Annotated in this window: 16 protein-coding genes; 7 read left to right on the top strand and 9 right to left on the bottom strand. The window is 72.1% G+C overall.

Annotated features, from left to right (window positions below; all coding sequences use genetic code 11):
* The first annotated feature begins 46 nt into the window (after window positions 1-46).
* Together ABZS58_RS16335 and otsB are read left to right on the top strand one after the other, a co-directional pair.
* Entirely contained in the window at window positions 47-1,447 is a 1,401-nt protein-coding gene (locus ABZS58_RS16335; protein ID WP_354782057.1) for a trehalose-6-phosphate synthase, read from the top strand.
* Between the two features lie 93 nt (window positions 1,448-1,540).
* Window positions 1,541-4,105, top strand: coding sequence for a trehalose-phosphatase (gene otsB, locus ABZS58_RS16340; protein WP_354782059.1), 2,565 nt, complete (start codon window positions 1,541-1,543; stop codon window positions 4,103-4,105).
* A gap of 45 nt (window positions 4,106-4,150) precedes the next feature.
* Here otsB and cobA read toward each other — a convergent pair whose 3' ends face one another.
* The 3 genes from cobA to cobC are packed head-to-tail and all read right to left on the bottom strand — an operon-like array spanning window position 4,151 to window position 7,436.
* Window positions 4,151-5,380, bottom strand: coding sequence for a uroporphyrinogen-III C-methyltransferase (cobA, locus tag ABZS58_RS16345; RefSeq protein ID WP_354782061.1), 1,230 nt, complete (start codon window positions 5,378-5,380; stop codon window positions 4,151-4,153).
* The gene (cobT, locus tag ABZS58_RS16350; protein ID WP_354782246.1) at window positions 5,377-6,432 is read right to left on the bottom strand and encodes a nicotinate-nucleotide--dimethylbenzimidazole phosphoribosyltransferase; all 1,056 of its coding nucleotides are present in this window, start codon (window positions 6,430-6,432) and stop codon (window positions 5,377-5,379) included. Before cobT ends, cobA begins: the two co-directional genes overlap by 4 nt.
* Window positions 6,433-6,434: 2 nt before the next feature.
* A complete protein-coding gene (gene cobC / locus ABZS58_RS16355; protein WP_354782063.1) occupies window positions 6,435-7,436 on the bottom strand; it encodes an Rv2231c family pyridoxal phosphate-dependent protein CobC in 1,002 nt (333 codons plus the stop codon).
* A gap of 143 nt (window positions 7,437-7,579) precedes the next feature.
* Here cobC and ABZS58_RS16360 point away from each other — a divergent pair, with 143 nt between their 5' ends.
* Entirely contained in the window at window positions 7,580-9,667 is a 2,088-nt protein-coding gene (locus tag ABZS58_RS16360; protein WP_354782248.1) for a transglycosylase domain-containing protein, read from the top strand.
* A gap of 86 nt (window positions 9,668-9,753) precedes the next feature.
* On the opposite strand, the gene ABZS58_RS16365 is transcribed toward ABZS58_RS16360, so the two are convergent.
* Together ABZS58_RS16365 and ABZS58_RS16370 are read right to left on the bottom strand one after the other, a co-directional pair.
* Window positions 9,754-10,338, bottom strand: a complete 585-nt coding sequence (locus ABZS58_RS16365) for a GNAT family N-acetyltransferase (protein WP_354782065.1) — start codon at window positions 10,336-10,338, stop codon at window positions 9,754-9,756.
* Complete coding sequence (locus ABZS58_RS16370) at window positions 10,338-13,163, bottom strand: cobyrinate a,c-diamide synthase (RefSeq protein WP_354782067.1); 2,826 nt, start codon at window positions 13,161-13,163, stop codon at window positions 10,338-10,340. The genes ABZS58_RS16365 and ABZS58_RS16370 overlap by 1 nt, the downstream gene beginning before the upstream one ends.
* A 96-nt stretch (window positions 13,164-13,259) precedes the next feature.
* On the opposite strand from ABZS58_RS16370, the gene ABZS58_RS16375 reads away from it, so the two are divergent.
* Window positions 13,260-14,045, top strand: coding sequence for an SURF1 family protein (locus tag ABZS58_RS16375; RefSeq protein WP_354782069.1), 786 nt, complete (start codon window positions 13,260-13,262; stop codon window positions 14,043-14,045).
* A gap of 418 nt (window positions 14,046-14,463) precedes the next feature.
* Here the strand turns inward: ABZS58_RS16375 and ABZS58_RS16380 are convergent, their stop codons facing one another.
* The 4 genes from ABZS58_RS16380 to ABZS58_RS16395 form a co-directional block, all read right to left on the bottom strand.
* A complete protein-coding gene (locus tag ABZS58_RS16380) occupies window positions 14,464-15,990 on the bottom strand; it encodes an ATP-dependent DNA ligase (protein ID WP_354782071.1) in 1,527 nt (508 codons plus the stop codon).
* Between the two features lie 37 nt (window positions 15,991-16,027).
* The gene (locus ABZS58_RS16385) at window positions 16,028-16,264 is read right to left on the bottom strand and encodes a hypothetical protein (protein WP_354782072.1); all 237 of its coding nucleotides are present in this window, start codon (window positions 16,262-16,264) and stop codon (window positions 16,028-16,030) included.
* A gap of 98 nt (window positions 16,265-16,362) precedes the next feature.
* Window positions 16,363-17,850 carry a bifunctional diguanylate cyclase/phosphodiesterase gene (locus ABZS58_RS16390; RefSeq protein WP_354782074.1) on the bottom strand — a complete coding sequence of 496 codons (1,488 nt, stop codon included), beginning with the start codon at window positions 17,848-17,850 and terminating at the stop codon, window positions 16,363-16,365.
* A 109-nt stretch (window positions 17,851-17,959) separates the two neighbouring features.
* Window positions 17,960-18,178, bottom strand: a complete 219-nt coding sequence (locus tag ABZS58_RS16395; RefSeq protein WP_327008736.1) for a hypothetical protein — start codon at window positions 18,176-18,178, stop codon at window positions 17,960-17,962.
* A gap of 418 nt (window positions 18,179-18,596) precedes the next feature.
* Between ABZS58_RS16395 and ABZS58_RS16400 the strand changes: the two genes are divergently transcribed.
* The 3 genes from ABZS58_RS16400 to ABZS58_RS16410 all read left to right on the top strand — a co-directional run bounded on the left by ABZS58_RS16400 (window position 18,597) and on the right by ABZS58_RS16410 (window position 22,952).
* The gene (locus tag ABZS58_RS16400) at window positions 18,597-20,243 is read left to right on the top strand and encodes a DNRLRE domain-containing protein (RefSeq protein WP_354782076.1); all 1,647 of its coding nucleotides are present in this window, start codon (window positions 18,597-18,599) and stop codon (window positions 20,241-20,243) included.
* 294 nt (window positions 20,244-20,537) lie between these two features.
* Window positions 20,538-22,127, top strand: coding sequence for a S8 family serine peptidase (locus tag ABZS58_RS16405; RefSeq protein ID WP_354782250.1), 1,590 nt, complete (start codon window positions 20,538-20,540; stop codon window positions 22,125-22,127).
* Between the two features lie 213 nt (window positions 22,128-22,340).
* Window positions 22,341-22,952, top strand: coding sequence for an SRPBCC family protein (locus ABZS58_RS16410; protein ID WP_354782078.1), 612 nt, complete (start codon window positions 22,341-22,343; stop codon window positions 22,950-22,952).
* The last annotated feature ends 99 nt before the right edge of the window (window positions 22,953-23,051 follow it).

Genomic DNA, 23,051 nt, shown 5'->3' on the forward strand with positions numbered 1-23,051 from the left:
AGGCTGAAAGTACGAGGGTGGATCACCCAGGGGGAGGACACGACACGTGGCTGGAGACAGTGCATTCGTGGTGGTCGCCAATCGGCTGCCGGTCGACAAGGTCGTCGGGCCGGACGGCGAGATCAGTTTCCGCAGAAGCCCAGGAGGCCTGGTCACGGCGCTGGAGCCGGTGCTCCAGCAGCGCAACGGCACATGGGTGGGGTGGTCGGGCGGCGTCGGGGACTCGCAGCTGCCGGACGAGACGTTCGAGGCCGGCGGGGTGAAGCTGCACGCGGTGGCGCTGAGCGCGGGCGAGGTCGAGCGGTATTACGAGGGCTTCTCCAACTCCAGTCTGTGGCCGCTCTACCACGACGCCGTGGAGACGCCGATCTTCAAACGACGATGGTGGGAGGCCTACCGGCTGGTCAACGAGCGCTTCACGAAGGCCGTCGCCGACGACGCGGCACCCGGTGCCACCGTATGGATCCAGGACTACCAGTTGCAGCTCGTGCCGGCCCTGCTGCGCGAGACCCGGCCCGATCTCAAGATCGGGTTTTTTCTGCACATCCCATTCCCCCCGGTCGAACTGTTCATGCAACTACCCCGCCGGGCCGAGGTTCTCAAGGGTTTGCTCGGTGCCGATCTGGTTGGTTTCCAACGGCCACTCGGCGCACAGAACTTCGTCCAACTGTCCCGACATCTGCTGGGCACCCGCGTGCGGCGCGGCGTCGTGGAGTACGAGGGCCGCACGGTGCGGGCCGAGGCCTTCCCGATCTCGATCGACGTCGAGGAGATGGAGCGGCTCGCCGCCTCACCCGAGGTGCAGGCCAGGGCGAAGGCGATCAGGACGGAACTGGGTGAACCGAAGACCGTCATCCTCGGGGTGGACCGGCTGGACTACACCAAAGGCATCGAGAGAAGACTCAAGGCATTCCGCGAACTGTTGTCGGATGGACGACTCACGGCACCGGATACGGTGATGGTACAAGTGGCTACGCCGAGTCGGGAGCGGGTGGAGCACTACCAGACGCTGCGGGTGAACGTTGAACGTGAGGTCGGGCGGATCAATGGGGAGTACGGACGAGTTGGCCAACCGGCCGTGCACTACCTCCATCAGTCGTACAGTCGGGCTGAGCTGGCCGCGTTGTACGTCGCGGCCGACGTCATGATGGTGACTCCCCTGAGGGACGGCATGAATCTCGTGGCCAAGGAGTACGTCGGCGCCCGCGCCGACGGTGGCGGCGCCCTCGTGCTGTCGGAGTTCGCCGGTGCGGCCGCCGAGCTGCGTCAGGCATTCCTGTGCAATCCGCACGACCTCGACGGGGTGAAAGACGCACTCATGCGTGCGATCCACGTCGACCCGGTCGAAGGGCGCAAACGGATGCATGCTATGCATTCCCACCTGCGCTCACACGACGTCCGCGCATGGGCGGACGCGTTTCTCGACGCACTCGGCGCAGCATCATGACCAGCATCCCGCTCAGCACACGCCCGCCCTTGCACCGCCGTGTGCACGTCAATCGCTCAAACGACCTCCATCGCTCCCACGAACAGGCCGGACATGAACCAACACTCGGCGACAGGCACCGCCCTCTCGCTCGACCCGGACCTCCGCGCGGCGGTGCTGCGCGTTGCCCGCGTGCCGAACCTCCTGGTGGCATGTGACTACGACGGCACTCTCGCGCCCATCGTCGCCGACCCTACGAAGGCGACCCCCAGCCCAGAATCCGTAGCGGCCGTCCGCGCGTTGTCCTCGTTGCCACAGACAACCGTCGGCGTGATCTCGGGTCGTGCCCTGCGCGACCTCGCCGCGCTGTCGCGCCTCCCCGCCGAGGTGCGGCTGGTCGGCAGCCACGGCTCCGAGTTCGACGTCGGTTACGTCGACGAACTGCCGCCCGAGCGTCAGCAGCGCCGCGCGGAACTGCACGCGGCGCTCAACGCGATCTGCCGCGACCAGCCGGGGGTGCGCCTGGAGGCCAAGCCGGCCAGCGTCGCGGTGCACACCCGCGCGGCGCCGCGGGACGTCGCCGGGCGGGTCTTCGACGCCGTCCGCAGCGGCGCCGCCCTGTGGCCCGACATCGAGGTGACCACCGGCAAGGAGGTCATCGAGCTGTCGGTGGTGCCGACCGACAAGGGCCTCGCCGTCGACGCGCTGCGGATGCAGGTGTCGGCGAGCGCCATCGTCTACCTCGGCGACGACGCGACCGACGAGAAGGCCTTCGCCCACCTGCACGGCCCCGACCTCGGGATCAAGGTCGGCGGCGGCGAGGGCGGCACCGACACGCTCGCCCGCTTCAGCATCACCGACGCCGAGGCGGCGGTCGGCGTGCTGGAGCTGCTGCTGCACACCCGGCGGCGGTGGCTCTTCGGCGAGCAGGCGGTGCCGATCGAGCGGCACTCGATGCTGTCCAACACGCACACCGTCGCGCTGCTGACGCCCGCCGCCCGGGTCACCTGGCTGTGCCACCCGAAGCCGGACTCCGGGGCGGTCTTCGCCGACCTGCTCGGCGACACCGCCGCGGGACACTTCACGGTCCAGCCGGAGCGGGGCGGCATCCCGCTCGGCCAGCGCTACCGGCCGGGCACGATGACGGTGGAGACCCGCTGGTCGGGCCTCACCGTCACCGACTGGCTCGACCACCACCGCACCGGCAACTCGCTCATCCGCGTGCTGTCGGGCAGCTCCCGGGCCCGGATCGACTTCGTGCCGCGGCCCGACTTCGGCCAGGTGCACATCCGCCTGCAGCCCATCGGCGACGAGGGCCTGCTGGTGCTCGGCTCCAACGAGCCGATGGTGCTCTACTCCCCCGGCATCACCTGGGAGATCAGCTCCGACGGGCACAGCGACCTCGCCCGGGCCACGGTCGACCTCGGCTCCACCGGCGGCACCGCCATGCTGGAGCTGCGGCTGGGCACCGACTCGATCGAGCCGCCGCGGGTGCGGCTCGACGAGCGGCAGATCGCCGCGGAGGCCGCGTGGCGGGACTGGTCCGACGCGCTGAAGCTGCCGTCGGTCGCCCGTGATCTGGTCAAGCGCAGCGCGCTCACGCTTCGCGGGCTGTGGCACAAGCCGACCGGCGCGATCCTGGCCGCGGCGACGTCGTCGCTGCCGGAGGAGGTCGGCGGCTCGCGCAACTGGGACTACCGGTACTGCTGGCTGCGCGACGCGTCGCTGACCGCCAAGGCGCTCGTGGACCTCGGATCCACCGAGGAGGCCGAGTCGCTGCTGAAATGGACGCTGAAGGTCGCCGAGAACACCGACGGGCACCCGGAGCGGCTCCACCCGCTCTACAACCTCGACGGCACGGAGCTCGGCCCCGAGGCGGTCATCGAGGCGCTGCCCGGCTACGCGGGCTCCCGCCCGGTGCGCGTCGGCAACGCGGCCAACGGCCAGGTGCAGCTCGACGTGTTCGGCCCGGTCGCCGACCTGGTCACCACCCTGGCCGAGCTGCGCCCGCCGGAGGACGGCGACTTCGCCCTCATGGACCAGATGGTCGAGGCGGTCGAGCGGCGCTGGCACGAGCCCGACCACGGCATCTGGGAGGCGCGCCGCCGGCCCCGGCACTACGTCTACTCGAAGGTCATGTGCTGGATGACCGTCGACCGCGGCATCCAGCTCTTCGAGCGGGCCGGCCGGCCCGTGCCGGAGACGTGGCGGCCGCTGCGCGACACCATCGCCGAGAACGTCCTGGACAAGGGCTGGGACGAGAAGCTCGGCGCCTACACCGTCGCCTACGGCTACGACGAGATGGACGCGTCGGTGCTGTGGATCGGGCTGTCCGGTCTCCTCGCCGACGACGATCCGCGCTTCCTGGCGACGGTACTGGCGGTCGAGGCCGACCTGCGGGAGGGCCCGACGGTGTACCGGTACCGCTGGGACGACGGTCTGCCCGGCGTCGAGGGCGGCTTCCACCTGTGCACGACCTGGATGATCGAGGCGTATCTGCGCACCGGCCGGCGGGCCGACGCGGAGGAGCTCTTCGCCCAGTTCATCGAGTGCGCCGGCCCGACCGGGCTGCTGCCGGAGGAGTACGACCCGCTGACCGAGCGCGCCCTGGGCAACCACCCGCAGGCGTACTCGCACCTGGGTCTCATCCGCTGTGCCCTGGAGCTCGACCGCTCCTGACCCGCACGGTAGGCCCTCACCCGTGATCCGGAAGACCTGTTGCCGCTATGGCGACGAAGACGCTTCCGGATCACGGGTGAGGGCGTCCACCACCGGGCCGACGACGATGACGGCCGGTGGGCGCAGCGCCGCCTCCTTCACCGCGTCGGCGACCGTGGACAGCCGCGCCCGCACGACCTTCTGGTCGCGGGTCGTGCCCTCCTGGATCACCGCCACGGGGGTGTCCGGCGCGCGGCCGTGCTCCTGCAGGACCGCCGCGATCGCCGGCAGGTTCTTCAGGCCCATCAGGACGCTGATCGTGCCGCGCAGCCGCGCCAGGGCGGCCCAGTCGACCAGCGACTCGGGGTGCGACGGCGCCAGGTGGCCGGAGACGACCACGAACTCGTGCGCGAGGCCGCGGTGGGTGACCGGGATGCCGGCCGCCGCCGGGACCGCGATCGAGCTGCTGATGCCGGGCACGACGCTCACCGGTACCCCCGCCGCGACACAGGCCAGCAGCTCCTCACCGCCGCGTCCGAAGACATACGGGTCGCCGCCCTTGAGCCGCACGACGAACTTCCCCTGCCGGGCCCGGTCGACGAGGACCCGGTTGATCTCCTCCTGCGCGGCCGACGGGCCGTAGGGGATCTTCGAGGCGTCGAACAGCTCGACCTCGGGCCGCAGCTCGTCCAGCAGCAGCCCGGCGGCGAGCCGGTCGATGACGACGACGTCGGCGGCGGCCAGGAGCCGGCGGCCGCGGACGGTCAGCAGCTCCGGGTCGCCGGGGCCGGAGCCGACCAGCGCGACCCGGCCGGGAGCCGCCTCGGGCGGGGTCGCGGCCACGATCGCACCGGCGGCGAGCCGCTCACCGATCGCGTCGCGGACGGCCACGGCCCGGGCCGGGTCGCCGCCGCCGAGCACCGCCACGGTCACCGGTCCCTGCCGGGTCACCGCCGGGGTCCAGGCGGTGGCGGCGTGCCGGTCGTCGGCGCGGACGCAGAAGACCCGGCGGGCCGCGGCGAGCTCGCTGATCCCGGCGGCCGCGGCGGGGTCGCTGACCGCCACGTGGACCAGCCAGGCGTCCTCGATGTCGGACGGCTCGAAGCGCCGGGCGTGCCAGGTGACCCGGCCCGCGTCGACGTGCGCCCGCAGTGCGGGGGTGATGTGGGGGGAGACGAGCACGACGTCCGCGGCCGCGTCGAGCAGCGCGGGAACGCGCCTGGTGGCCACGGCACCGCCGCCGACCACCAGGACACGCAAACCTTGGAGCACCAGACCGAGGGGGTATGGGTTCACTTGTGGGCAACTCCAGCTGAGTCGAAAGTGGCTACCTCGTGCAACACGCGGACAGCACTGGCCACGATCGGCAGCGCCAGGACGGCGCCGGTGCCCTCGCCCAGGCGCAGGCCAAGGTCGACGAGCGGTTCCAGCTCAAGATAGCCGAGCGCCACGCTCGCGCCGGGCTCGGCCGACCGGTGCCCGGCGACCATCGCCGCGGTGGCGGCGGGGGCCAGCGCGGCGGCGGCGAGGGCCGCGGACGCGGCGATGACCCCGTCGATGATCACGGGAACGCGCAGCGCCGCGCCCCGCAGAATGTAGCCGACGAGGGCGGCGTGCTCCAGACCGCCGACCGCGGCGAGGACGTCGACCGGGTCCTCGGCGTGCAGCCCGACGACCGCGGACGTGACGACCGCCACCTTCCGGGCGTGGGTCTCGCTGTCGATGCCGGTGCCGAGGCCGGTCACCGACGCCGGGTCCGCGTGCGTGAACGCCGCGATCAGCGCCGCCGAGGGGGTGGTGTTGGCGATGCCCATGTCGCCGGTCAGCAGCACCTTCGCGCCGCCGTCGACGAGCTGCTGGGCGATCTCGATGCCGGTCTCGATCGCCTGCAGCGTCTCCTCGCGGGTCATCGCCGGCTCGACGCTCAGGTCGCGGGTGCCGGCGCGGACCTTGCGGATCTCCAGTCCGTCGGCGGGGTCGAGGGTGGCCTTCACACCGACGTCGACGACGGTGACGCTCGCGCCGCACTGCCGGGCGAACGCGTTGACGACCGCGCCGCCGGCCAGGAAGTTGGCGACCATCTGGGCCGTGACCTCCTGCGGCCACGGCGTCACACCCTGGGCGTGCACGCCATGGTCACCGGCGAAGATCGCCAGGGCCGCGGGCTGCGGGATCGGCGGCGGGCAGGTGCCGGCCAGGCCCGCCAGGCGCACCGCCAGCATCTCCAGCGCGCCGAGGGAACCCGGCGGCTTGGTGAGCCTGGCCTGCAGCGACCTGGCCGCCGCGATCGCCTCGTCGTCGAGCGGCCGGATCGCCGCGAGTGTCCCCGGCAGCGTCTTGTCCAGCATGTTCATCCTCCAAGGAGCTTCGACAGCACGGCGACGAACACGTCACTCGTGGCAGTGTCCCGCACCGCAATACGTAACCAGTCCGGGCCCAGTCCCGGGAACGTTTCGCCACGTCGCACCGCGAAGCCGCGGGCCCGCAGCGCTTCGCGCACCCGGCGGCCGTCGGCGACCCTGATCAGGACGAACGAGCTGCGCGGCGCGCCGGCGACCTCGACACCCGCGGCGCGCAGGGCGGCGACGAGATGGTCACGGTCGGCCGCGAGGCGCTCGGCGATCGCCCGCTCGGTCCGCACCGCGAGGGGCGACGCGCAGGCGAGGGCGGCGGCGAGGGCGGGTGTCGAGACGCTCCACAGGGGGGCGTGGCGGTCGAGCTCGGCGATCAGGTCGCCGGGGCCCAGGACGTAGCCGATGCGCAGGCCTGCGAGGCCCCAGGTCTTGGTCAGGCTGCGGATGACGACGACGTCGCGGTTGCCGGTGAGGGTTTCGGGCTCGCCCGGGATCGTGTCCGCGAAGGCCTCGTCGACGACGACGGTCCGCCCGGGGCGCACCCAGCTCGCTATCTGCCCGGATCTATGCAGACATGAGGTTGGATTGGTGGGATTCCCGACGATGACGAGATCTGCCGATTCCGGCGGATTTTTCAGTGCAAATCCATCTTCGACGTCCAGCAGCAGCCGGTCCACCTCGTGACCGGCGGTCAGCAGGGCGCTCTCCGGCTCGGTGAACTGTGGATGCACCACCACCGCGTGCTCAGGACGCAGCGCCTGCGCGAGCAGCGTGAACGCCTGCGCCGCCCCCGCCGTCAGCAGCACCTCGTCCGCGGCCCGGCCGTGCCGCGCCGCGATCGCCTCGGTCGCCTCCGTCCGGTCCGGGTACCGCGCCAGATGCGCGAGGGACGCCGCGATCGGGCCGGTGAGCCACGGCGGCGGGGTCTCCTGTCGCACGTTGACCGCCAGGTCGACCAGACCCGGCGCGACCTCGGCATCGCCATGGAAGCGCAGCATCAGGCGATCGTCGCGTACGCCGAGACGATTTGTCCTAGCTTGGAGATGTGATCGCGCGCACGCTGCGAGTGGCCGGCGGATTCCTGGCCCTCGTCCGGACCGGGCTCATCGTCGGCCTCGCGATCGCCGCGCTGGTCTACCCGATGGTCGCCCTCACCGGCGTCGGCGTGAAACGCGGCACGGACGCCCTGGCCGTGCCGGTCGGCGCGCTGCGCTCGTCGCTGCCGGCGCAGACCAGCCACGTCTACGCGGCCGACGGCACGACCCTCCTCGCCCAGTTCTACGAGGAGTACCGCACGTACACCACCCTCGACACGATCTCGCCCAACGTCCAGCGGGCGATCGTCGCCGCCGAGGACGCCCGCTTCTGGGAGCACCACGGCGTCGACTTCAAGGGCGTCGCCCGCGCGTTCGTCGCGAACCAGAAGGCGGGCGCCGTCTCGCAGGGCGCCTCGACGCTCACCATGCAGTACGTGCGCAACGTGCTGCGCGACAGCGCCGACACCCCGGCCGAGGTGTCCGAGGCGACCGAGCAGACCGGCGCACGGAAGCTGCGGGAGATGAAGCTCGCGATCGAGCTCGAGAAGCACATGAGCAAGCCGGAGATCCTGGAGCGGTACCTCAACGTCGCCTACTTCGGGCACCGCGCCTACGGGGTGCTCGCGGCGGCCGAGGTGTACTTCTCGAAGCGGCCCGCCGACCTCACCGTCCCGGAGGCCGCGCTGCTCGCCGGGCTCGTGCAGGCGCCGTCGTCGTACGACCCGGCGGCCACCGACGCCGCTGCGGCGACCGCCCGGCGCGACTACGTCATCGACCGGATGGCGCAGCTCGGGTACCTCAGCGCGACCGACGCCGCGGCCGCCCGCACCACCCCGATCGCGTTGAAGCTCAGCGAGCCGCCGAACGACTGCCTGGAGACGAAGGCCGGCTGGGGCTTCTTCTGCGCCATGTTCCGCTCCTGGTGGAGCGCGCAGCCGGGGCTCGGCGCCACCCCGCAGGAGCGCCTGGACCGGCTGCGGCGCGGCGGGTACACCGTGGTCACGTCCCTCGATCCACGCATCCAGGGGATCGCGCAGGCGCAGGTGCTGAAGCGGGAGAAGACCCGCAGCTCCTACGCGCTCGGGCAGGTCGCCGTCGAGCCCGGCACCGGCCTGGTCCGCGCGATGGCCGTGAACCGCACGTACTCCCTGGACCGGGCCAGCAACGGCCCGCACTCCGACCCACGGCAGCGCAAGCGGCTGCGCGGCAATTACCCGAACACCGTCAACCCGCTGCTCGGTGGCGGCGACATGGCCGGTTACCAGGCCGGGTCCACGTTCAAGATGTTCACGATGCTCGCCGCGCTCGAGCAGGGCATGCCGCTGTCCACCGCGATCAACTCGCCGAAGACGTTCGTGTCCAAGTACAAGACCGGCCGCGACAGCCCGGCCCGCTGCGGTGTCGACAGCTGGTGCCCCTCCAACGCGTCGGGCTCCATGACCGGCCGGCAGACCATGTGGTCGGGCTTCGGCAAGTCCGTCAACACGTTCTTCGTCCAGCTGGAGCAGCGCGTCGGCGCCGAGGCGGCGGTCCGCATGGCCGAGCGCCTGGGCCTGCGCTGGCGCACCGGCATCGACAAGCTCCAGGCCTCCCCCGCCAAGGCGAAGACGTGGGGCGCGTTCACGCTGGGCGTCGCGGACACCACCCCCCTCGAAATGGCCGGAGCGTTCGCCACCGTCGCCGCCGACGGCACCCACTGCGAGCCGATCCCGGTCATCTCCATCAGGCAGCCCGACGGCTCCGAGGCTCTGGACGCGGCAGGGGTACCGGTGGCGCGCCCCCGCTGCTCCCAGGTCCTGTCGCCGGACGTCGCGCGGGGTGCGATGGACGCGGCGCGCTGTGTGACCGGCTTCAGGGCGGCGGCCGGGGACTGCGGCGGCGGGGGCACCGCGTCGAGGGTCTACCCGACCGTGCAGCGCCCGGTCGCCGGGAAGTCCGGCACCACCGACGACAACCGGGCCGCCTGGTTCGTCGGCATGACGCCGGGCCTGACGATCGCCGGGTTCATCGCCGACCCGGACAACCCGCTGCACCGGGTCGGCTCCGCGAACGCCGGCAAGCCCCGCGAAACGGTCGCCGAGACGCTCCGCGACGCCCTCGCGGGCACCGCCGTCCGCCAGTTCACGCCGCCGAGCAGCATCGTCGCGTACGGCGCGAACGCCAAGCCGCGCGTCTTCAAGAACCATCGCTGACGGTCCTCACGAGCCGGCGGCTCGTCTTTCACGAACCGGCGGCTCGTCGTCCACGAGCCGGCGGTTCGCCACGGGCCGGCGGTTCGTCAGGAGCCGGCGCTGATGTCGGCCTGGACCAGTGACCAGCTCTCGAGGTCGACCCGGCCGCTGTGCAGCGACCCGGCGTTGCGCATCAGGCCCTCGTAGGTGAAGCCGGCCTTCTCCGCGACCCGCCGCGACGCCACGTTGCCTGGCGCGACCCGCAGCTCGACCCGCTGGAAGCGGTGCTCCAGCAGCAGCGACAGCGCGAGCACGTCGACGGCCTCGGGCGCGACGCCGTAGCCGCGGGCGTCGGCGGCCACCGCGTACGCGATCTCCGTCGACCTCGTCAGCCAGTCCGTGTTCTTCGTCCACAGGCAGCCGACGAGCCGCTCGTCCTCGCGCCGCACGATGCCGTAGTGGTCGCCGGCGCCGCTGTCGCGCCGCTCGACGGCCAGCTCGGTGCACCACGCGTAGCCGTCGAACTCGCTGCGGTCGTCCTGGGCGATCGGCAACCACCGCCGCACCAGCCGGTCGGCGAAGATCTCACCGACCCGTTTGTCGTCGTCGGCGCACAGCGGCCGCACCGACAACCTGGGGGTCTGCACCGACAGCGACGGGAAGCGGCGCAACGCCACCGACCAGGTGGACACTAGGCGGCCTCCGTCGCCCCGCCCGCGGGCGGACCCGACGTCGGCGGCCCGTCCTCCTCCTTCGCCGCCCCGGCCCCCGCCGTGGCGGGCGGCGCGGAGACGGGGCTGTGGTCGCCGGCGCCGAGCGGGACGCTCTGCTGGGCGGGCAGCTGCAGGTACGCGGTCGGCGCCTCGTCGGCGGCCACCAGATCCGACCCTGCGGGGATCGCGGTCATCCCGGCGGGCGCGGCGGACACGGGCGCGGCCACGGTCGGCATCGGCGCCGAGGACACCGGCACCGCGGACGACGTGGCCGGCGCGTCCGCCCACGGGTTGCCGGTCTGCGCGACCGGCGAGCTCAGCGGCGGCGTCGACACCGGCTGGACCCCACCGCCGTCGGCGATCCTCGCCCCCGCGACGCCTGCCCCGGACACCGGCCCGGACGCCCCGACGGTGCCGGCCGGCTCCGCTGCTCCGACCTCCTGCGGTGTCGCGCTCACGGCTTCCGCGGTTGCCGCGGCTCTTGCGGGATCGGTGGTCGATGGCTGGGTGGTCGCTGGCGGAGCTGAGACGGTCGTCGGCACAACCCCAGACTGTGGCAGCTCGGCGGGGTCCGCGGGCGCGTTCGGGGTGGAAGGCACCCCAACGCTCGCCCCAGCGGTCGCGGTGGACGGACCGGCCCCGGGCGCCACCGCAGTGCCCGCCCCCGCCGCCTGGCCTACGCCCACCTGGCCTACGCTCGCCGCTTGGCTCGCGGATGCCAGGGCGACGCCGGCCCGGCTCGTCGGCCCGAACGGGCTCGAAGCGATCCCTTCCGCTTCCCCGTCGCCGTCCTGGGCCGGGACCTGGATGGCCGCGGTCGGCGCCTCGGCGGCTTCCTCCGGCGTCTCCGGGGCTTTTCCGGTCCCGGCGTACGTCGGCGGCGCCGGGGACACGTACGTCGCCGGGACCGGGGACGCATACGTCGCCGGTGCCGGGGGCGCATACGTCGCCGGGGCCGAAGACACGTATGTCGACGGGGCCGAGATCGGTGCGGCGGGCACCGAGCCGGGGCCCACGACGGGTGCCGGCGGCGAATAACCGGCCGGCGGCCCGGAGAACCCACCCGGCGCGGACACCGGACCGGGGACCGACACCGGCGCGGCAGGCGGAGCACTGGGCGCCGTCCAGGTGCTGCTCACAGCGGGAGCCGCCGCGGCGACCGCGGCAGCTGCGGCGGCAGGGACGGCAGCGGCGGCTGTGGCGGGGACGGTCGGGGCGGCAGGGACGGTCGGGGCCCGGTTCGGGTCGGGCTTGGTCAGGCCGAGGGGCGCGGAGCCGCCGGCACCGCCAGGGGCCGAGGACGTCGCGGCGGCCGGGAGCTGCAGGGTGGAGCTGCTGCCGGACGGGGACTGCGACGCCGGCACCACGGACGGCCGGTTGTACGGGTGCGTGCTCGGCGTCGTCCACTGACCGTGGACGGGCGTGGCGGTCGCGCCGGCGGCCGCCACGAAGCGCGACGCGATCGACGGCGTGCCCGCCCAGTGCAGGCCCAGGTAGGAGGCGTGGACCCCGCGGTGGACGAAGCCCTCCGCCGGCCCGCCCGCCCAGGTCCACGCGGCCTGGAGACCGGCTCGGGGGCTGATCGTCGTGCGGTGCATCTTGTGGCCCACGACCTGGGCGCCGACGGGCAGCAGGACCGACGAGCTGCGGGCGGTGGCCTCGCGGTAGCCCAGGACGACGAGGTCGGTCTCGCGCGCGGACGCGTCGACGACGCCGCACATGGGCCGGCCGTTGAAGTCGCGGCAGAGCCAGACGAGCCCGGTGCCCTCGGCGGCGATCGGCTTGCCGGCCGCGGCGTGGGCGGCGACCGCGGTGCGCAGCCGGCTGTTGAAGCCGAGCTCCTCCGCGTAGGACTCGGGGAGCGCCCCGCCGACGACCAGCCCGTCCACCCCGTCGGGCAGGAGCTCGTCGCGCAGCGGGTCGAACGGGACGACCTCGGCCCCGGCGGCGGTGAGCAGCTCGGCGGTCTCCGGGTAGGAGAAGGCGACCCCGATGATCGGGCGGCGGCCGATACGGGCGACGGCCGGCTCGGCCACGCGCGCGGCGGCGACCTCCTCCGCGGCGCTCCACGCGTCGGCGGTGAGCCTGGGCGCGGAACGCGCGAGGGCCATCGTCCGGTCGATGTCGACCGCGCCGGCGATCACCTCACCGAGCCGGCGGACCGCCCGGACGGCGTCGAGGTTGTGGTGCACGACCGGCGCGACCCCGTGGTGCCGCGACGGCAGCGGCGCGCCGGCGTCGCCGATGTCGGTGAGCGCGTGCCGGCGCAGCGCCCCGAGGACCGGCACGCCGATGTCGTCGAGCGCCTCGCGCAGCAGTTGCTCGTGCCGGGAGGAGGCGACCCGGTTGAGGATGACGCCACCGAGCCACAGCAGCTCGTCATAGGCCCGGAAGCCGTGCACGAGCGCGGCGACGGACTGCCCCATGGCGCCCACGTCGACGACCAGGACCACCGGCGCGCGCAGCAGCCCCGAGATCTGGGCGGTGGATTCGCTGTCGGTCCGCCCGGCGAGCCCGTCGAACAGTCCCATCGTCCCCTCGACGACGGCGATGTCCAGCGACCCCGCCCCGTGCGCGAACAACGGGCCGATCCGCTTCGCACCGACCATGCGCGGATCGAGGTTGCGCCCCGGCCGCCCGGCGGCCAGCCCGAGATACGCGGCGTCGACGTGGTCCGGACCGATCTTGAACCCGGCGGCCCGGTAACCCCGGGCCGACAGCGCGGACAACAGGCCTACGGAAACGGCAGTCTTGCCGTGACCGGAGGATGGCGCGCTGATCACCAGCCTCGGGATCGTGCTCATGATGCTCCTCTGGCGCTGGGGCAAACGTGTGTCCCGGACGATACCGGGTGGGCGCCACAGCGACTGTCCGGAACGCACCGGATACCGTGCTTGCTTGTGTACCGGTTTCTCGCCTCGCCCCGGTGGCTCGGCTACGCCGCGCTGACCCTCGCCGCGGCGACCGTGATGGTGCTCCTGGGCCTCTGGCAGCTGGACCGCTACCACCAGCGCGCGTCGATCAACGCCCGCATCACGGCGGGCACCTCGGCCACCCCCGTCCCCCTCACCGACGTCGCCCCCCGCCCGACCGGCGCCCCCGGCACCGTGGCCCCCGCCCCCGCCGACGACACCGACTGGCTCCGCGTCCAGGTCACCGGCCGGTTCGACCCCTCCCGCGAGATCCTCGTCCGCGGCCGTACCGTCGAGGGCCGCGTCGGCTTCGAGGTCCTGACCCCCCTGGTCCTCCCCGACGGCACCGCGGTCCTGGTCGACCGCGGCTGGGTCGCCCCCGCCGAGTCCGGCGCCCTCGCGATGCCCACGGTGCCCGCCGCCCCGCCCGGCGAGCAGACCATCCTCGGCCGCCTTCGCCCGTCGGAGAGCCGCGGCGGCCCCCCGGCCGCGGTCAACGGCCGCCTGGAGATCCGCCGCATCACCCCGTCAGCCATCGCCCCGGCCATGCCGTACGCGATCTATGACGCCTACGTCAGCACCGACCGACCCGCCCCGGGCCTGACCGCCGTCACCCCGGAGAAGCAGAACGCCCTCCAGAACGCCGGCTACGTCCTGCAGTGGTGGCTCCTGGCCGCCCTCACGCTCTACGGCTTCGCGTACCTGGCCCGCAAAGAGGCCCGCGGCCCCGAACCGGAAGACCTCCTCGACGAATTCCACGACACCCCCGCCTGACCCGCCCCGACCGCTCCCCGCCATGATCCGGAAGACTCTTCGTCGCCAGAGCAGCAAAAAGTCTTCCGGATCATTGGTGATGCGCTCTCGGCATGTTTTCCACGCGACGGCACAGAACGCGGACGAAACGCGCGACCCCCTGCCGGGGCACAAGGCCCCGCCGGGCACGAAGCCCCGCCGGGCACGAAGCGTCGTGCCAGCAGGCATGAAGCGCCATGCCGGCCGGCGCACGAAGCCACATCCGCACGAAGCCACATCAGCCGGGCACGACGCGTCATGCCAGTCGGCGCACGAAGCCACATCAGCCAGGCACGACGCGCCAAGCCGACCAGGCACGAGCGGCCGCGCGCGGCCGGGTGGACAGGAAGCCGGCCCCGGCGGGCGGAAAGTGGCGTGCGGCGGGGTGGAGGTGGCTCTGTCAGGCGTCGGGGGCCGGGGATGGGGTGTGGATGGCGCGGACGGCGTCGATCGTGTCGGCCTCCTCGGCGCGTTTGTCCTCGCGGTAGCGCAGGACGCGGGCGAAGCGCAGGGCCACTCCGCCCGGATAGCGGGGGGACTTCTGGACGCCGTCGAAGGCGATCTCCACCACCAGCTCGGGGCGGACCTTGACGACCCAGTCGGACTCCTCGACGGCGAGGGCTCGCAGGCGCTCGGTCTGCCAGCGGAGCATCTCGTCGGTCATGCCCTTGAAGGTCTTGCCGAGCATGACGAAGCCGCCGGTCTCCGGGTCGCGGGCGCCGAGGTGCAGGTTGGACAGGAAGCCCTTGCGGCGGCCGTGGCCCCACTCGACGGCGAGGACGACCAGGTCGAGGGTGTGGCGGGGCTTGACCTTGACCCAGGCGGAGCCGCGGCGGCCCACGTCATACGGCGCGGACGCGGACTTGATGACGAGCCCCTCGTGACCGGCGGCCACGGCGGCGGCGAAGACCCGCTCGGCCTGGGCAGGGGTGTCGAGCATGGTGCGCTCGACGCGCAGGCCGGCCGGCACGACGCGCTCCAGGGCCGCCCAGCGGGTCGACGCGGGCTCGTCGAGCAGGTCGGTGCCGTCGAGGTGCAGGATGTCGAAGAAGAACGGCTGGAGCACGGCGGTGCCGTCGCGGCGGGCGGCGCGGCTCGACGTCTCCTGGAAGGGCACGGCGCGGCCGGTGTCGTCGACGCCGGCGGCCTCGCCGTCCAGGACGATCGAGGTGACGTCGAGGGCGCGGACGGCCTCGACGACCACGGGGACGCGGGCGGTGAGGTCGTCGAGGCTGCGGCTGAACACCGAGATCCGGTCGGCGTCGCGGTGGACCTGGATGCGCACGCCGTCGATCTTCGTGTCGGCGGCGGCGGGGGTGCCGGTGTCGGCGAGGGCGTCGGTGGGGGTGGCGGCGCTCTGCGCGAGCATCGGGGCGAGCGGGCGGCCGACGGTGAGCGCATAGCCGCAGAGGGCGTCGGCGCCGCCGGAGAGGGCGTCGACGGCGACGAGCTTCAGGTCGCCGGCGAGCAGCAGCGCGCGGCGGATCTGGGCGATGGGGACGCCGGAGGCGCGGGCGACGGCGTCGACGAGGAGGCCGGCCTGGGCGCCCTGGCGCAGCTCGCCGCTGAGCAGGCCGATCAGGAAGTGGCGCTCGGCCTCGGTGGTGGCGGCGAAGAGGGTGGCGACCCGCTCCCGCCGGACGGCCTGGGAGCCCTTGCCGGACAGCTGGGACATGGCCGCGAAGGCCTCGTCGACGTCCGTCACCGACAGCGTGGGGGTCTCGGCGGGTGGGGGGAGGTCGCGCAGCGACGCATAGCCGACGCCGGTCTGGCGTTGGCGCAGCTCGCCGGACAGATACGAGGCGCCGGGCGAGCGTTCGGATGGCTCCAGCTTCCGCAGCGCCTCGGCGAGTAGGTCGATCTTGGCGTTGCGCCCCGAGGTCCGCGCGACTGCGGCGGAGACGGAGGCCAGCTCGACGAATCTCATACCCCGGATTCTCACCCAGAGGTACGACAAGAAAACCTCAGCCGGCGTACGCCAGCCGTACGGCGCCCAGGACCCAGCCCATCCGGTTGACGGCGGTGTCGGGGTGCTCGCCGAACTCGTGGGCGACCAGGGCAGCGCAGCCGCGCGGGCCGTGCCGCCGGACGCTGCGCATGACCGCGGTGCGGATGCGCTCTGGGCTCATCGGATCGGAGGACTGCACGTCGGAGACGAACAGCGCTTCGGCCCGGACGTGTTCCAGGAGCTGCGGTGTCATCTTGTACCCCCTTCGGCTACCTCCAATCACACGCTCCCGCGGGTGTACCGCCGTGTCCGCCGGGTTGCGGACAGGGTGACACCGCACAAACGGACAGGTCACGCGAACAGCGAGCCGGCGGGGACCGGCCGGGAGTACAGGTAGCCCTGCGCGTACTGGCACCCCAGAGACCGAAGAGCAGCGGCCTGCGCGGTCGTCTCGACCCCTTCGGCCACCGTCGCGAGCGACAGTCCCTCCGCCAGCTGCAGGATCACCCGCATCAGGGTGGAGTCCACGCCCGACGCCGTGAACGTCCGGTCGATCTTCAGAATGTCGACCGGGAGGTGCACGAGATACGCCAGCGACGAATATCCCGTGCCGAAGTCGTCGACGGCGATGCGGACGCCCCGCTCCCGTAGCCGGCCGAGACGGGCGGTGCGCTCGGCGTCGTCGACCAGCACCGATTCGGTGAGCTCCAGGACGAGGGCGGCGGGCGGCAGGCCGGTCTCCTCCAGCACGGCGAGGACCCGCTCCACGAAGTCCTGCTCGCGCAGCTGATGCCCGGACACGTTGACGGTGACGGCGACCCCGTCGCGCTCGAACCATTCCCGCGCGTCGGTGCAGGCCCGCCGCAGCACCCACCAGCCGAGCGGCACGATCAGGCCGGTGGCCTCGGCGACGGGGATGAAGGTGAGCGGCGGCACCCCGCCGGCCGGCCAGCGCAGCAGCGCCTCGACCGCGGTGACCCGCTCGTCGCCGAGGCGGACGACCGGCTGGTAGTGCAGCACGAACTCCGAGTCGGCGCAGACGAGGGCCCGGCGCAGGCCGGCGGCGAGCTCGTGGTGGCGGGCCGCGGCGGCGCGCAGGTCCGGCTCGAACCGCACGATCCTGTCCTTGCCGGCGGTTTTCGCCGCGTCGAGGGCCAGGTCGGCGTCGCGCAGCACGTCGGCGGAGCTGCGCTGGTCGCCGACCGCGACGAGCCCAGCACTGCCGGTGAGGTGCACCTGGCGCCCGGCGACCGGGTACGACGGCCGCAGGTGCGCGAAGACGTCCTCGAAGGAGTGGTCCGCGCCACGCCAGACGACCGCGAACTCGTCGTCGCCGAGCCTGGCGAGGACGTCGGCGTGCGGCAGCGCGGCCCGCAGCCGGTGCGACACCTGCTTGAGCAGTTCGTCGCCGGCGGCGTGGCCGAGCGTGTCGTTGACGTCCTTGAAGCCGTCGAGGTCGAGCAGCGCGACCGTCACGCCGGGCGGCGACGCGCCGGTGAGCACCGCGTCGAGGCGGGCGGTGAGCTGCCGCCGGTTGGCCAGCCCGGTCACCGGATCGCGGGTGGCGCGTTGCCGCAGCTCCCGCTCCAGCCCTTTGCTGCGCGCCGACGAGCTCGCGAGGGACTGCTCGAGCCGGCCGGACCGCTGCCTGACCAGCAGCACGGCGGCACCGGCGGCACCGAGCGCGACCAGCATCGCGAAGCCGGACAACGCCTGGTGCAGCATCGCCGGTACCGACGCGGAAAAGGCGATCAGGAAGACACCGGCGACGACGAGCAGCGTGGACGGCCGGCCCATCATGGGGGCGGGGCGTGGATATGGGCTCGGCTTGCGTCGCACGCCTCGATGCTAGCTATCACATATCCGAATTTTCGGCACCTAACGGACAACACGCGCGCAAGCAAAAGGCGGGCCCTCCCATAGGAGAACCCGCCTTCGGCGGAAGTCGTCAGCCGCGCCAGTCGAAGCCCGCCTCGACCACGATCTTGTCCGCCGTGGCGGCGATCCGGTCGGCGTACTTGTTGGTGTGGTGCCCGCAGAACGACAGGTCACCGGCGGCACCGAACGTCACGCGAGCCTTGGCGGCGGCACCGCAGCTGTCGCAGCGCTCCCCCGTCAGCTCGGGGACGACATGAACGGCCGGGCGCGAGATCAGCATCGGGGTCATCTCAGTCTCCTCGAGTCGAAACGGTCAGCTGCTGCTTGAAATGTGGCATTTCTGGGTGTTGCGCCTTACCTACCTAACAGTACGTTCGCCTGAATTGAGCGACTAGTTCGTAAGCGTTGGCATTTGGTCACAGGCAGGTTGCCGACTCTGTCCGTTCGTCCGATGCATCACCGATGGACGCCACATACCCCCTCCGCAACTTCTCGACACCAGCCCTCCGGCCAGCTGCCGTTGAGCGTGGTGCACGCTCCAAGTGTCCACTGTGGACGGATGCTTCGAAGGGGGCACACCCGAACGGCAACTTCCGGCGAACCAGGGGTGTAACCCGGGCCGCCCAATCTTGTGGAGGTCCGGATGACAACCGCCGGACGGCACAACCGCTGCACAGGATTCGTCATCCACGGAAGGACCCGCATAGATGATTCGCCGCCACACCCGCACATTGATGCCGCTCGCCGCCCTCACCATTGGTGCCGCCGCCAGCACCGTCTTCTTCGCCGGCAGCGCGGGCGCCGCGACCACCGACATCGTCCGGACCGGTGCGGGTGAGGACGGCTACAGCTCCAGCAGCCGCCCGTCGTTCAACTTCGGCGCCTCGGACACCCTCGTGGCCGGCCGTGCGGGCACCGACACGATGGTCACGTACCTGAAGTTCACGGTCGCGAACCCCGGCGCGGGTGTGACCGTCAAGAGCGCGGCGGTGACCCTGACCCACGCCGGCAAGACGCTGCCGAGCGCACTGTCGATCAGCAAGGTCGCCGACACGACGTGGACCGAGAAGGCGCTGTCGGCGAAGAACGACCCGGCGGTCGGCGCGGTCGTCAGCACCGTCAAGCCCAAGAGCACCGCGGCCGCCGTCACCTTCGACGTCAGCTCGGTCGTCAAGGGCGCCGGCACCTACACGTTCGCGGTGACCTCCCGGGTCGCGAACGTCCCGGCCCGCTTCAGGTCCGCCGAGGCCGCCACCGGCCGGCCCGCCCTGAACCTGACCGTTTCCCGCCCGGCCCCCGCGCCCACGAAGCCGGTCGCGACGCCCACGAAGCCGGTCGCCACCCCCACCAAGCCGGTCGCCACCCCCACGAAGCCCGCGCCGACCACCCCGGCGCCCGCGCCGGCCAAGGACTGCAAGGTCGACGCCAAGCTCGTCCCGTCGTGCGGCGTGCTGTGGGGCGCGGCCGCCGGCGGCTTCTCCGACGTGCCCCGCGACGAGGCGCTGAAGACCTTCGAGCAGAAGTCCGGCCGGACGTCGACGGTCTACCACACGTACCACAAGGGTGACGAGCTCTTCCCGACCAAGAACGAGATGGCCATGACCAGCGACCCGGCCAACCCGCGCACCCTGATGCTGAACTGGAAGGTCGCCTACGGCACCAAGTGGGCCAACGTCGCCGACGGCGAGCAGGACGCCCGCATCGACCGGCTCTCGACCTTCATCAAGACCAACTACGGCACCAGGAAGTTCTTCATGGTCCTGCACCACGAGCCGGAGAACGACGTCGTCGCCACCGCCGGCTCGGGCATGACCGCCAAGGACTACGCCGCGATGTTCCGCCACACCGTGCTGCGCATGAAGGCCAACGGGGTCACCAACGCCGTCTTCGTCGTCGCCTACATGAACTACGAGAAGTGGAACAACATGTCCTGGTGGGGCGACCTCTACCCCGGCGACGACGTCGTGGACTGGGTCGGCGTCGACACCTACAACAACGCGCAGCCCGGCGGCTTCCACACCGGCGACTTCAACTACATGATGAACCGCACCAACAACCCGGCGAAGTTCCCCGGCTGGTACACCTGGGCCACCACCAACCACCCGGCCAAGCCCATCATGGTCGCCGAGTGGGGCGTCTACGACTCGTCCCCGACGGTCGACGGCAGGAACAAGGCCGACGTGTACGCCACGGTGCTGCCGCAGCTGGCGAAGATGCCGCAGATCAAGGGCCTGGTCTACTTCGAGACCGCCAAGGACCAGAACGGGCACGACATCCGCATGGACGACACCCCGGAGGCCCTGGCCGGCTTCAAGAAGATCGCCGCCGACCCTCGCTTCAACGTCAAGCTCTGACCCGAACCGCTCGAAAGGCCCGCCCGGACCCCGTCCGGGCGGGCCTTTCCGCGTCTGCGGAAGCCGGCGTGACCAAGCAGTCAGCGGCCCTGAGCGCGGGTGTCGTGAGGACGCCCGGGAGGTCCGCCCGGGCGGGTGACGCGGGCCGGAGCAGGCAACTTCCCTGCTACTCGCGGGGTCCCGAGCGTGCCACCCACGGACCGCAATCTTATTTCTGCAAGGCGATGACCACTGAAACTTGAAAGCAAGGGATGTAGAAATATGCTGAACCGCCGCGTTCTCACCGCCCTGGCCATGACCGCCGCCGCTGCCGGCTCCTTCTCCTTCGCCTCCGCCGCCTCGGCGGCCCCCGCCCTCGGCACCGTCCGTGGCGCCGGCGCGGAAGGCGCGCTCCAGGACCGCTACATCGTGGTCCTGAAGGACGGCTCGACGACGACCTCCGACGCCCTCGCGGGCAAGGTCGGCGGCTCGGTGAACACGCGGTTCGACAGCACGGTCAAGGGCTTCTCCGGCAAGATGAGCGCGACCTCCGCGCGCCGCCTCGCCGCCGACCCGGCCGTCAAGTACGTCGAGCAGGACCGCGTCGTCAGCATCGAGGCGACCCAGACCTCCGCGACCTGGGGCCTGGACCGCATCGACCAGGCGGCGCTGCCGCTCAACGGCTCGTACACCTACGGCCCGGCGAGCAACGTCACCGCGTACATCATCGACACGGGCCTGCGGGCGACCCACACCGAGTTCGGCGGCCGCGCCCGCTCCGGCTACGACTTCGTCGACAAGGACTCGGACTCGACCGACTGCCAGGGCCACGGCACGCACGTCGCGGGCACCGTCGGCGGCGCGACCTACGGCGTCGCCAAGGACGTCAAGCTGGTCGGCGTCCGCGTGCTGGACTGCCAGGGCAGCGGCTCCTACTCGCAGATCATCGCCGGCGTCGACTGGGTGACCAAGAACGCCGTCAAGCCCGCCGTCGCGAACATGAGCCTCGGCGGCTCGGCCGGCAGCACCCTCGACGACGCGGTCAAGAAGTCGATCGCCTCGGGCGTCACCTACGTGGTCGCCGGCGGCAACGACTCGGCGAACGCCTGCACGAAGTCCCCCGCCCGCCTGCCGGAGGCGATCACCGTCGGCGCCACCGACAGCAAGGACGCCCGCGCCAGCTTCTCCAACTTCGGCTCCTGCCTCGACCTCTTCGCCCCGGGCGTGAGCATCCTGTCCAGCGCCAACAGCGGCAACAGCGGCACCACCAAGATGAGTGGCACCTCCATGGCCAGCCCGCACGTCGCCGGCGCGGCCGCGCTCTACCTGGCCGGTCACCCGACCGCCACGCCGGCGCAGGTCCGTGACGCGATCGTCAACGCCGCCGTCAGCAACGTCGTCACCGGCGCGGGCAGCGGCTCGCCGAACAAGCTGCTGAACGTCACCGGCCTGATCTCCGCCCCGGCCAACCCGACGACCCCGGCCACGCCGACCACGCCGACGACCCCGACCAACCCGACGACGCCGACCACGCCGACGACCCCGACCACCCCGGCCAACTGCGCCGCGGTCACCAACGGTGCCGACTACTTCATCGCCGACCGCGCCGTCGTCAACAGCAAGGTCACCGTCGCGAACTGCACCGGCACCGGCTCGAAGACCGCCACCGTCAAGGTCGCCGTCAAGCACACCGACCGTGGCGACCTGCGCCTGGACCTGATCGCGCCGGACGGCACCGCGTACAAGCTGAAGTCCTCCGTCTCCGGTGACGACGTGGCCAACCTGAACGCGACCTACACCGTCGACCTGTCCTCCGAGACCCGCAACGGCGTCTGGACCCTGCAGGTGCGCGACGTGTTCGCCGGCGACACCGGCATGCTGGACACCTGGACCCTGACCGTCTGAACCCACCTCCCCCGGTGACCGATGACCCCCGCACACATGCGGGGGTCATCGGCGTTTGCAGGACGCAAACCCACCAACGGGTGCTCTACGAGGCGCTGAGTCATCGGCGTTTCACCCGAAAAACCGCTGTCGTTGCAGAAACCGCGAATCCGTCTCAAGTAGGGCGTACCCGTCGGTACGGTGTTTGGCATCCGAGATCAAGGGGGACCGCCAATGAGCACCGCGCGAGAGTCCATCGAGGTGGCCGTCCCGGCCGGCGTCGCGTACGAGCAGCTCACCCACTTCGAGAACTACCCCCAGTTCATGTCCGGGGTGATGAGCATGGCGCCGATCGACTCCTCGACGGCCCACATGGTGCTGGACATCGGCGGCAACCGCGCGGAGTTCGACGCCCGGATCACCGAGACCAGGCCCGGCGAGTTCCTCTGCTGGGAGGCCATGGACGGTCCGCAGGTCAGCGAGGCGCTCCGGCTGGAGCCGATGGCGGACGGGATGACCAGGGTCATCGCCGAGCTGCAGATCGACGCCCGCGAGCTGATGCCGACCGAGCAGCACGCCGTCGAGGTCCTCAACCGGCGGCTCAAGGCAGACCTCAGGGGCTTCAAGCGCTTCTGCGAGGAGGCCGCGGCGAAGACCCCGGCCACCACCACCGTCCCCACGAACCGGCCGATCACCGCGACCCCGGCGACGATCGCCCGTGGCATCGCGTCCGCGTCCGGGACCACCCACGCCAGCAACGAGCGCCCCGCGCAGGGCCCGCCGGCGGCCGGGAACCTGGGACCGATGCAGCACATGCACGCCCGCGGGAAACAGACCCGGATCTGACCCGCACGACACGCAGGGCGCCGGCGGTTTGCCCGGCGCCCTGTTCGTTCCTCAGACATTCGCACTAAAAGCCACATATGATGAAATCTCACGGGTGAG

Source organism: Dactylosporangium sp. NPDC005555, from assembly GCF_040605635.1.
Taxonomy (GTDB): Bacteria; Actinomycetota; Actinomycetes; order Mycobacteriales; family Micromonosporaceae; genus Dactylosporangium.

Bases quoted from the DNA above. Each gene is read 5' to 3' on its own strand.
- ABZS58_RS16385 (WP_354782072.1), bottom strand. From the start codon at position 16,264: ATGACACCGCAGCTCCTGGAACACGTCCGGGCCGAAGCGCTGTTCGTC.
- cobT (WP_354782246.1), bottom strand. From the start codon at position 6,432: ATGCTGGACAAGACGCTGCCGGGGACACTCGCGGCGATCCGGCCGCTC.
- otsB (WP_354782059.1), top strand. From the start codon at position 1,541: ATGAACCAACACTCGGCGACAGGCACCGCCCTCTCGCTCGACCCGGAC.
- ABZS58_RS16410 (WP_354782078.1), top strand. From the start codon at position 22,341: ATGAGCACCGCGCGAGAGTCCATCGAGGTGGCCGTCCCGGCCGGCGTC.
- ABZS58_RS16395 (WP_327008736.1), bottom strand. From the start codon at position 18,178: ATGACCCCGATGCTGATCTCGCGCCCGGCCGTTCATGTCGTCCCCGAG.
- ABZS58_RS16405 (WP_354782250.1), top strand. From the start codon at position 20,538: ATGACCGCCGCCGCTGCCGGCTCCTTCTCCTTCGCCTCCGCCGCCTCG.
- ABZS58_RS16380 (WP_354782071.1), bottom strand. From the start codon at position 15,990: ATGAGATTCGTCGAGCTGGCCTCCGTCTCCGCCGCAGTCGCGCGGACC.
- cobC (WP_354782063.1), bottom strand. From the start codon at position 7,436: ATGCTGCGCTTCCATGGCGATGCCGAGGTCGCGCCGGGTCTGGTCGAC.
- ABZS58_RS16370 (WP_354782067.1), bottom strand. From the start codon at position 13,163: ATGAGCACGATCCCGAGGCTGGTGATCAGCGCGCCATCCTCCGGTCAC.
- ABZS58_RS16360 (WP_354782248.1), top strand. From the start codon at position 7,580: ATGGTCGCCCTCACCGGCGTCGGCGTGAAACGCGGCACGGACGCCCTG.
- ABZS58_RS16400 (WP_354782076.1), top strand. From the start codon at position 18,597: ATGATTCGCCGCCACACCCGCACATTGATGCCGCTCGCCGCCCTCACC.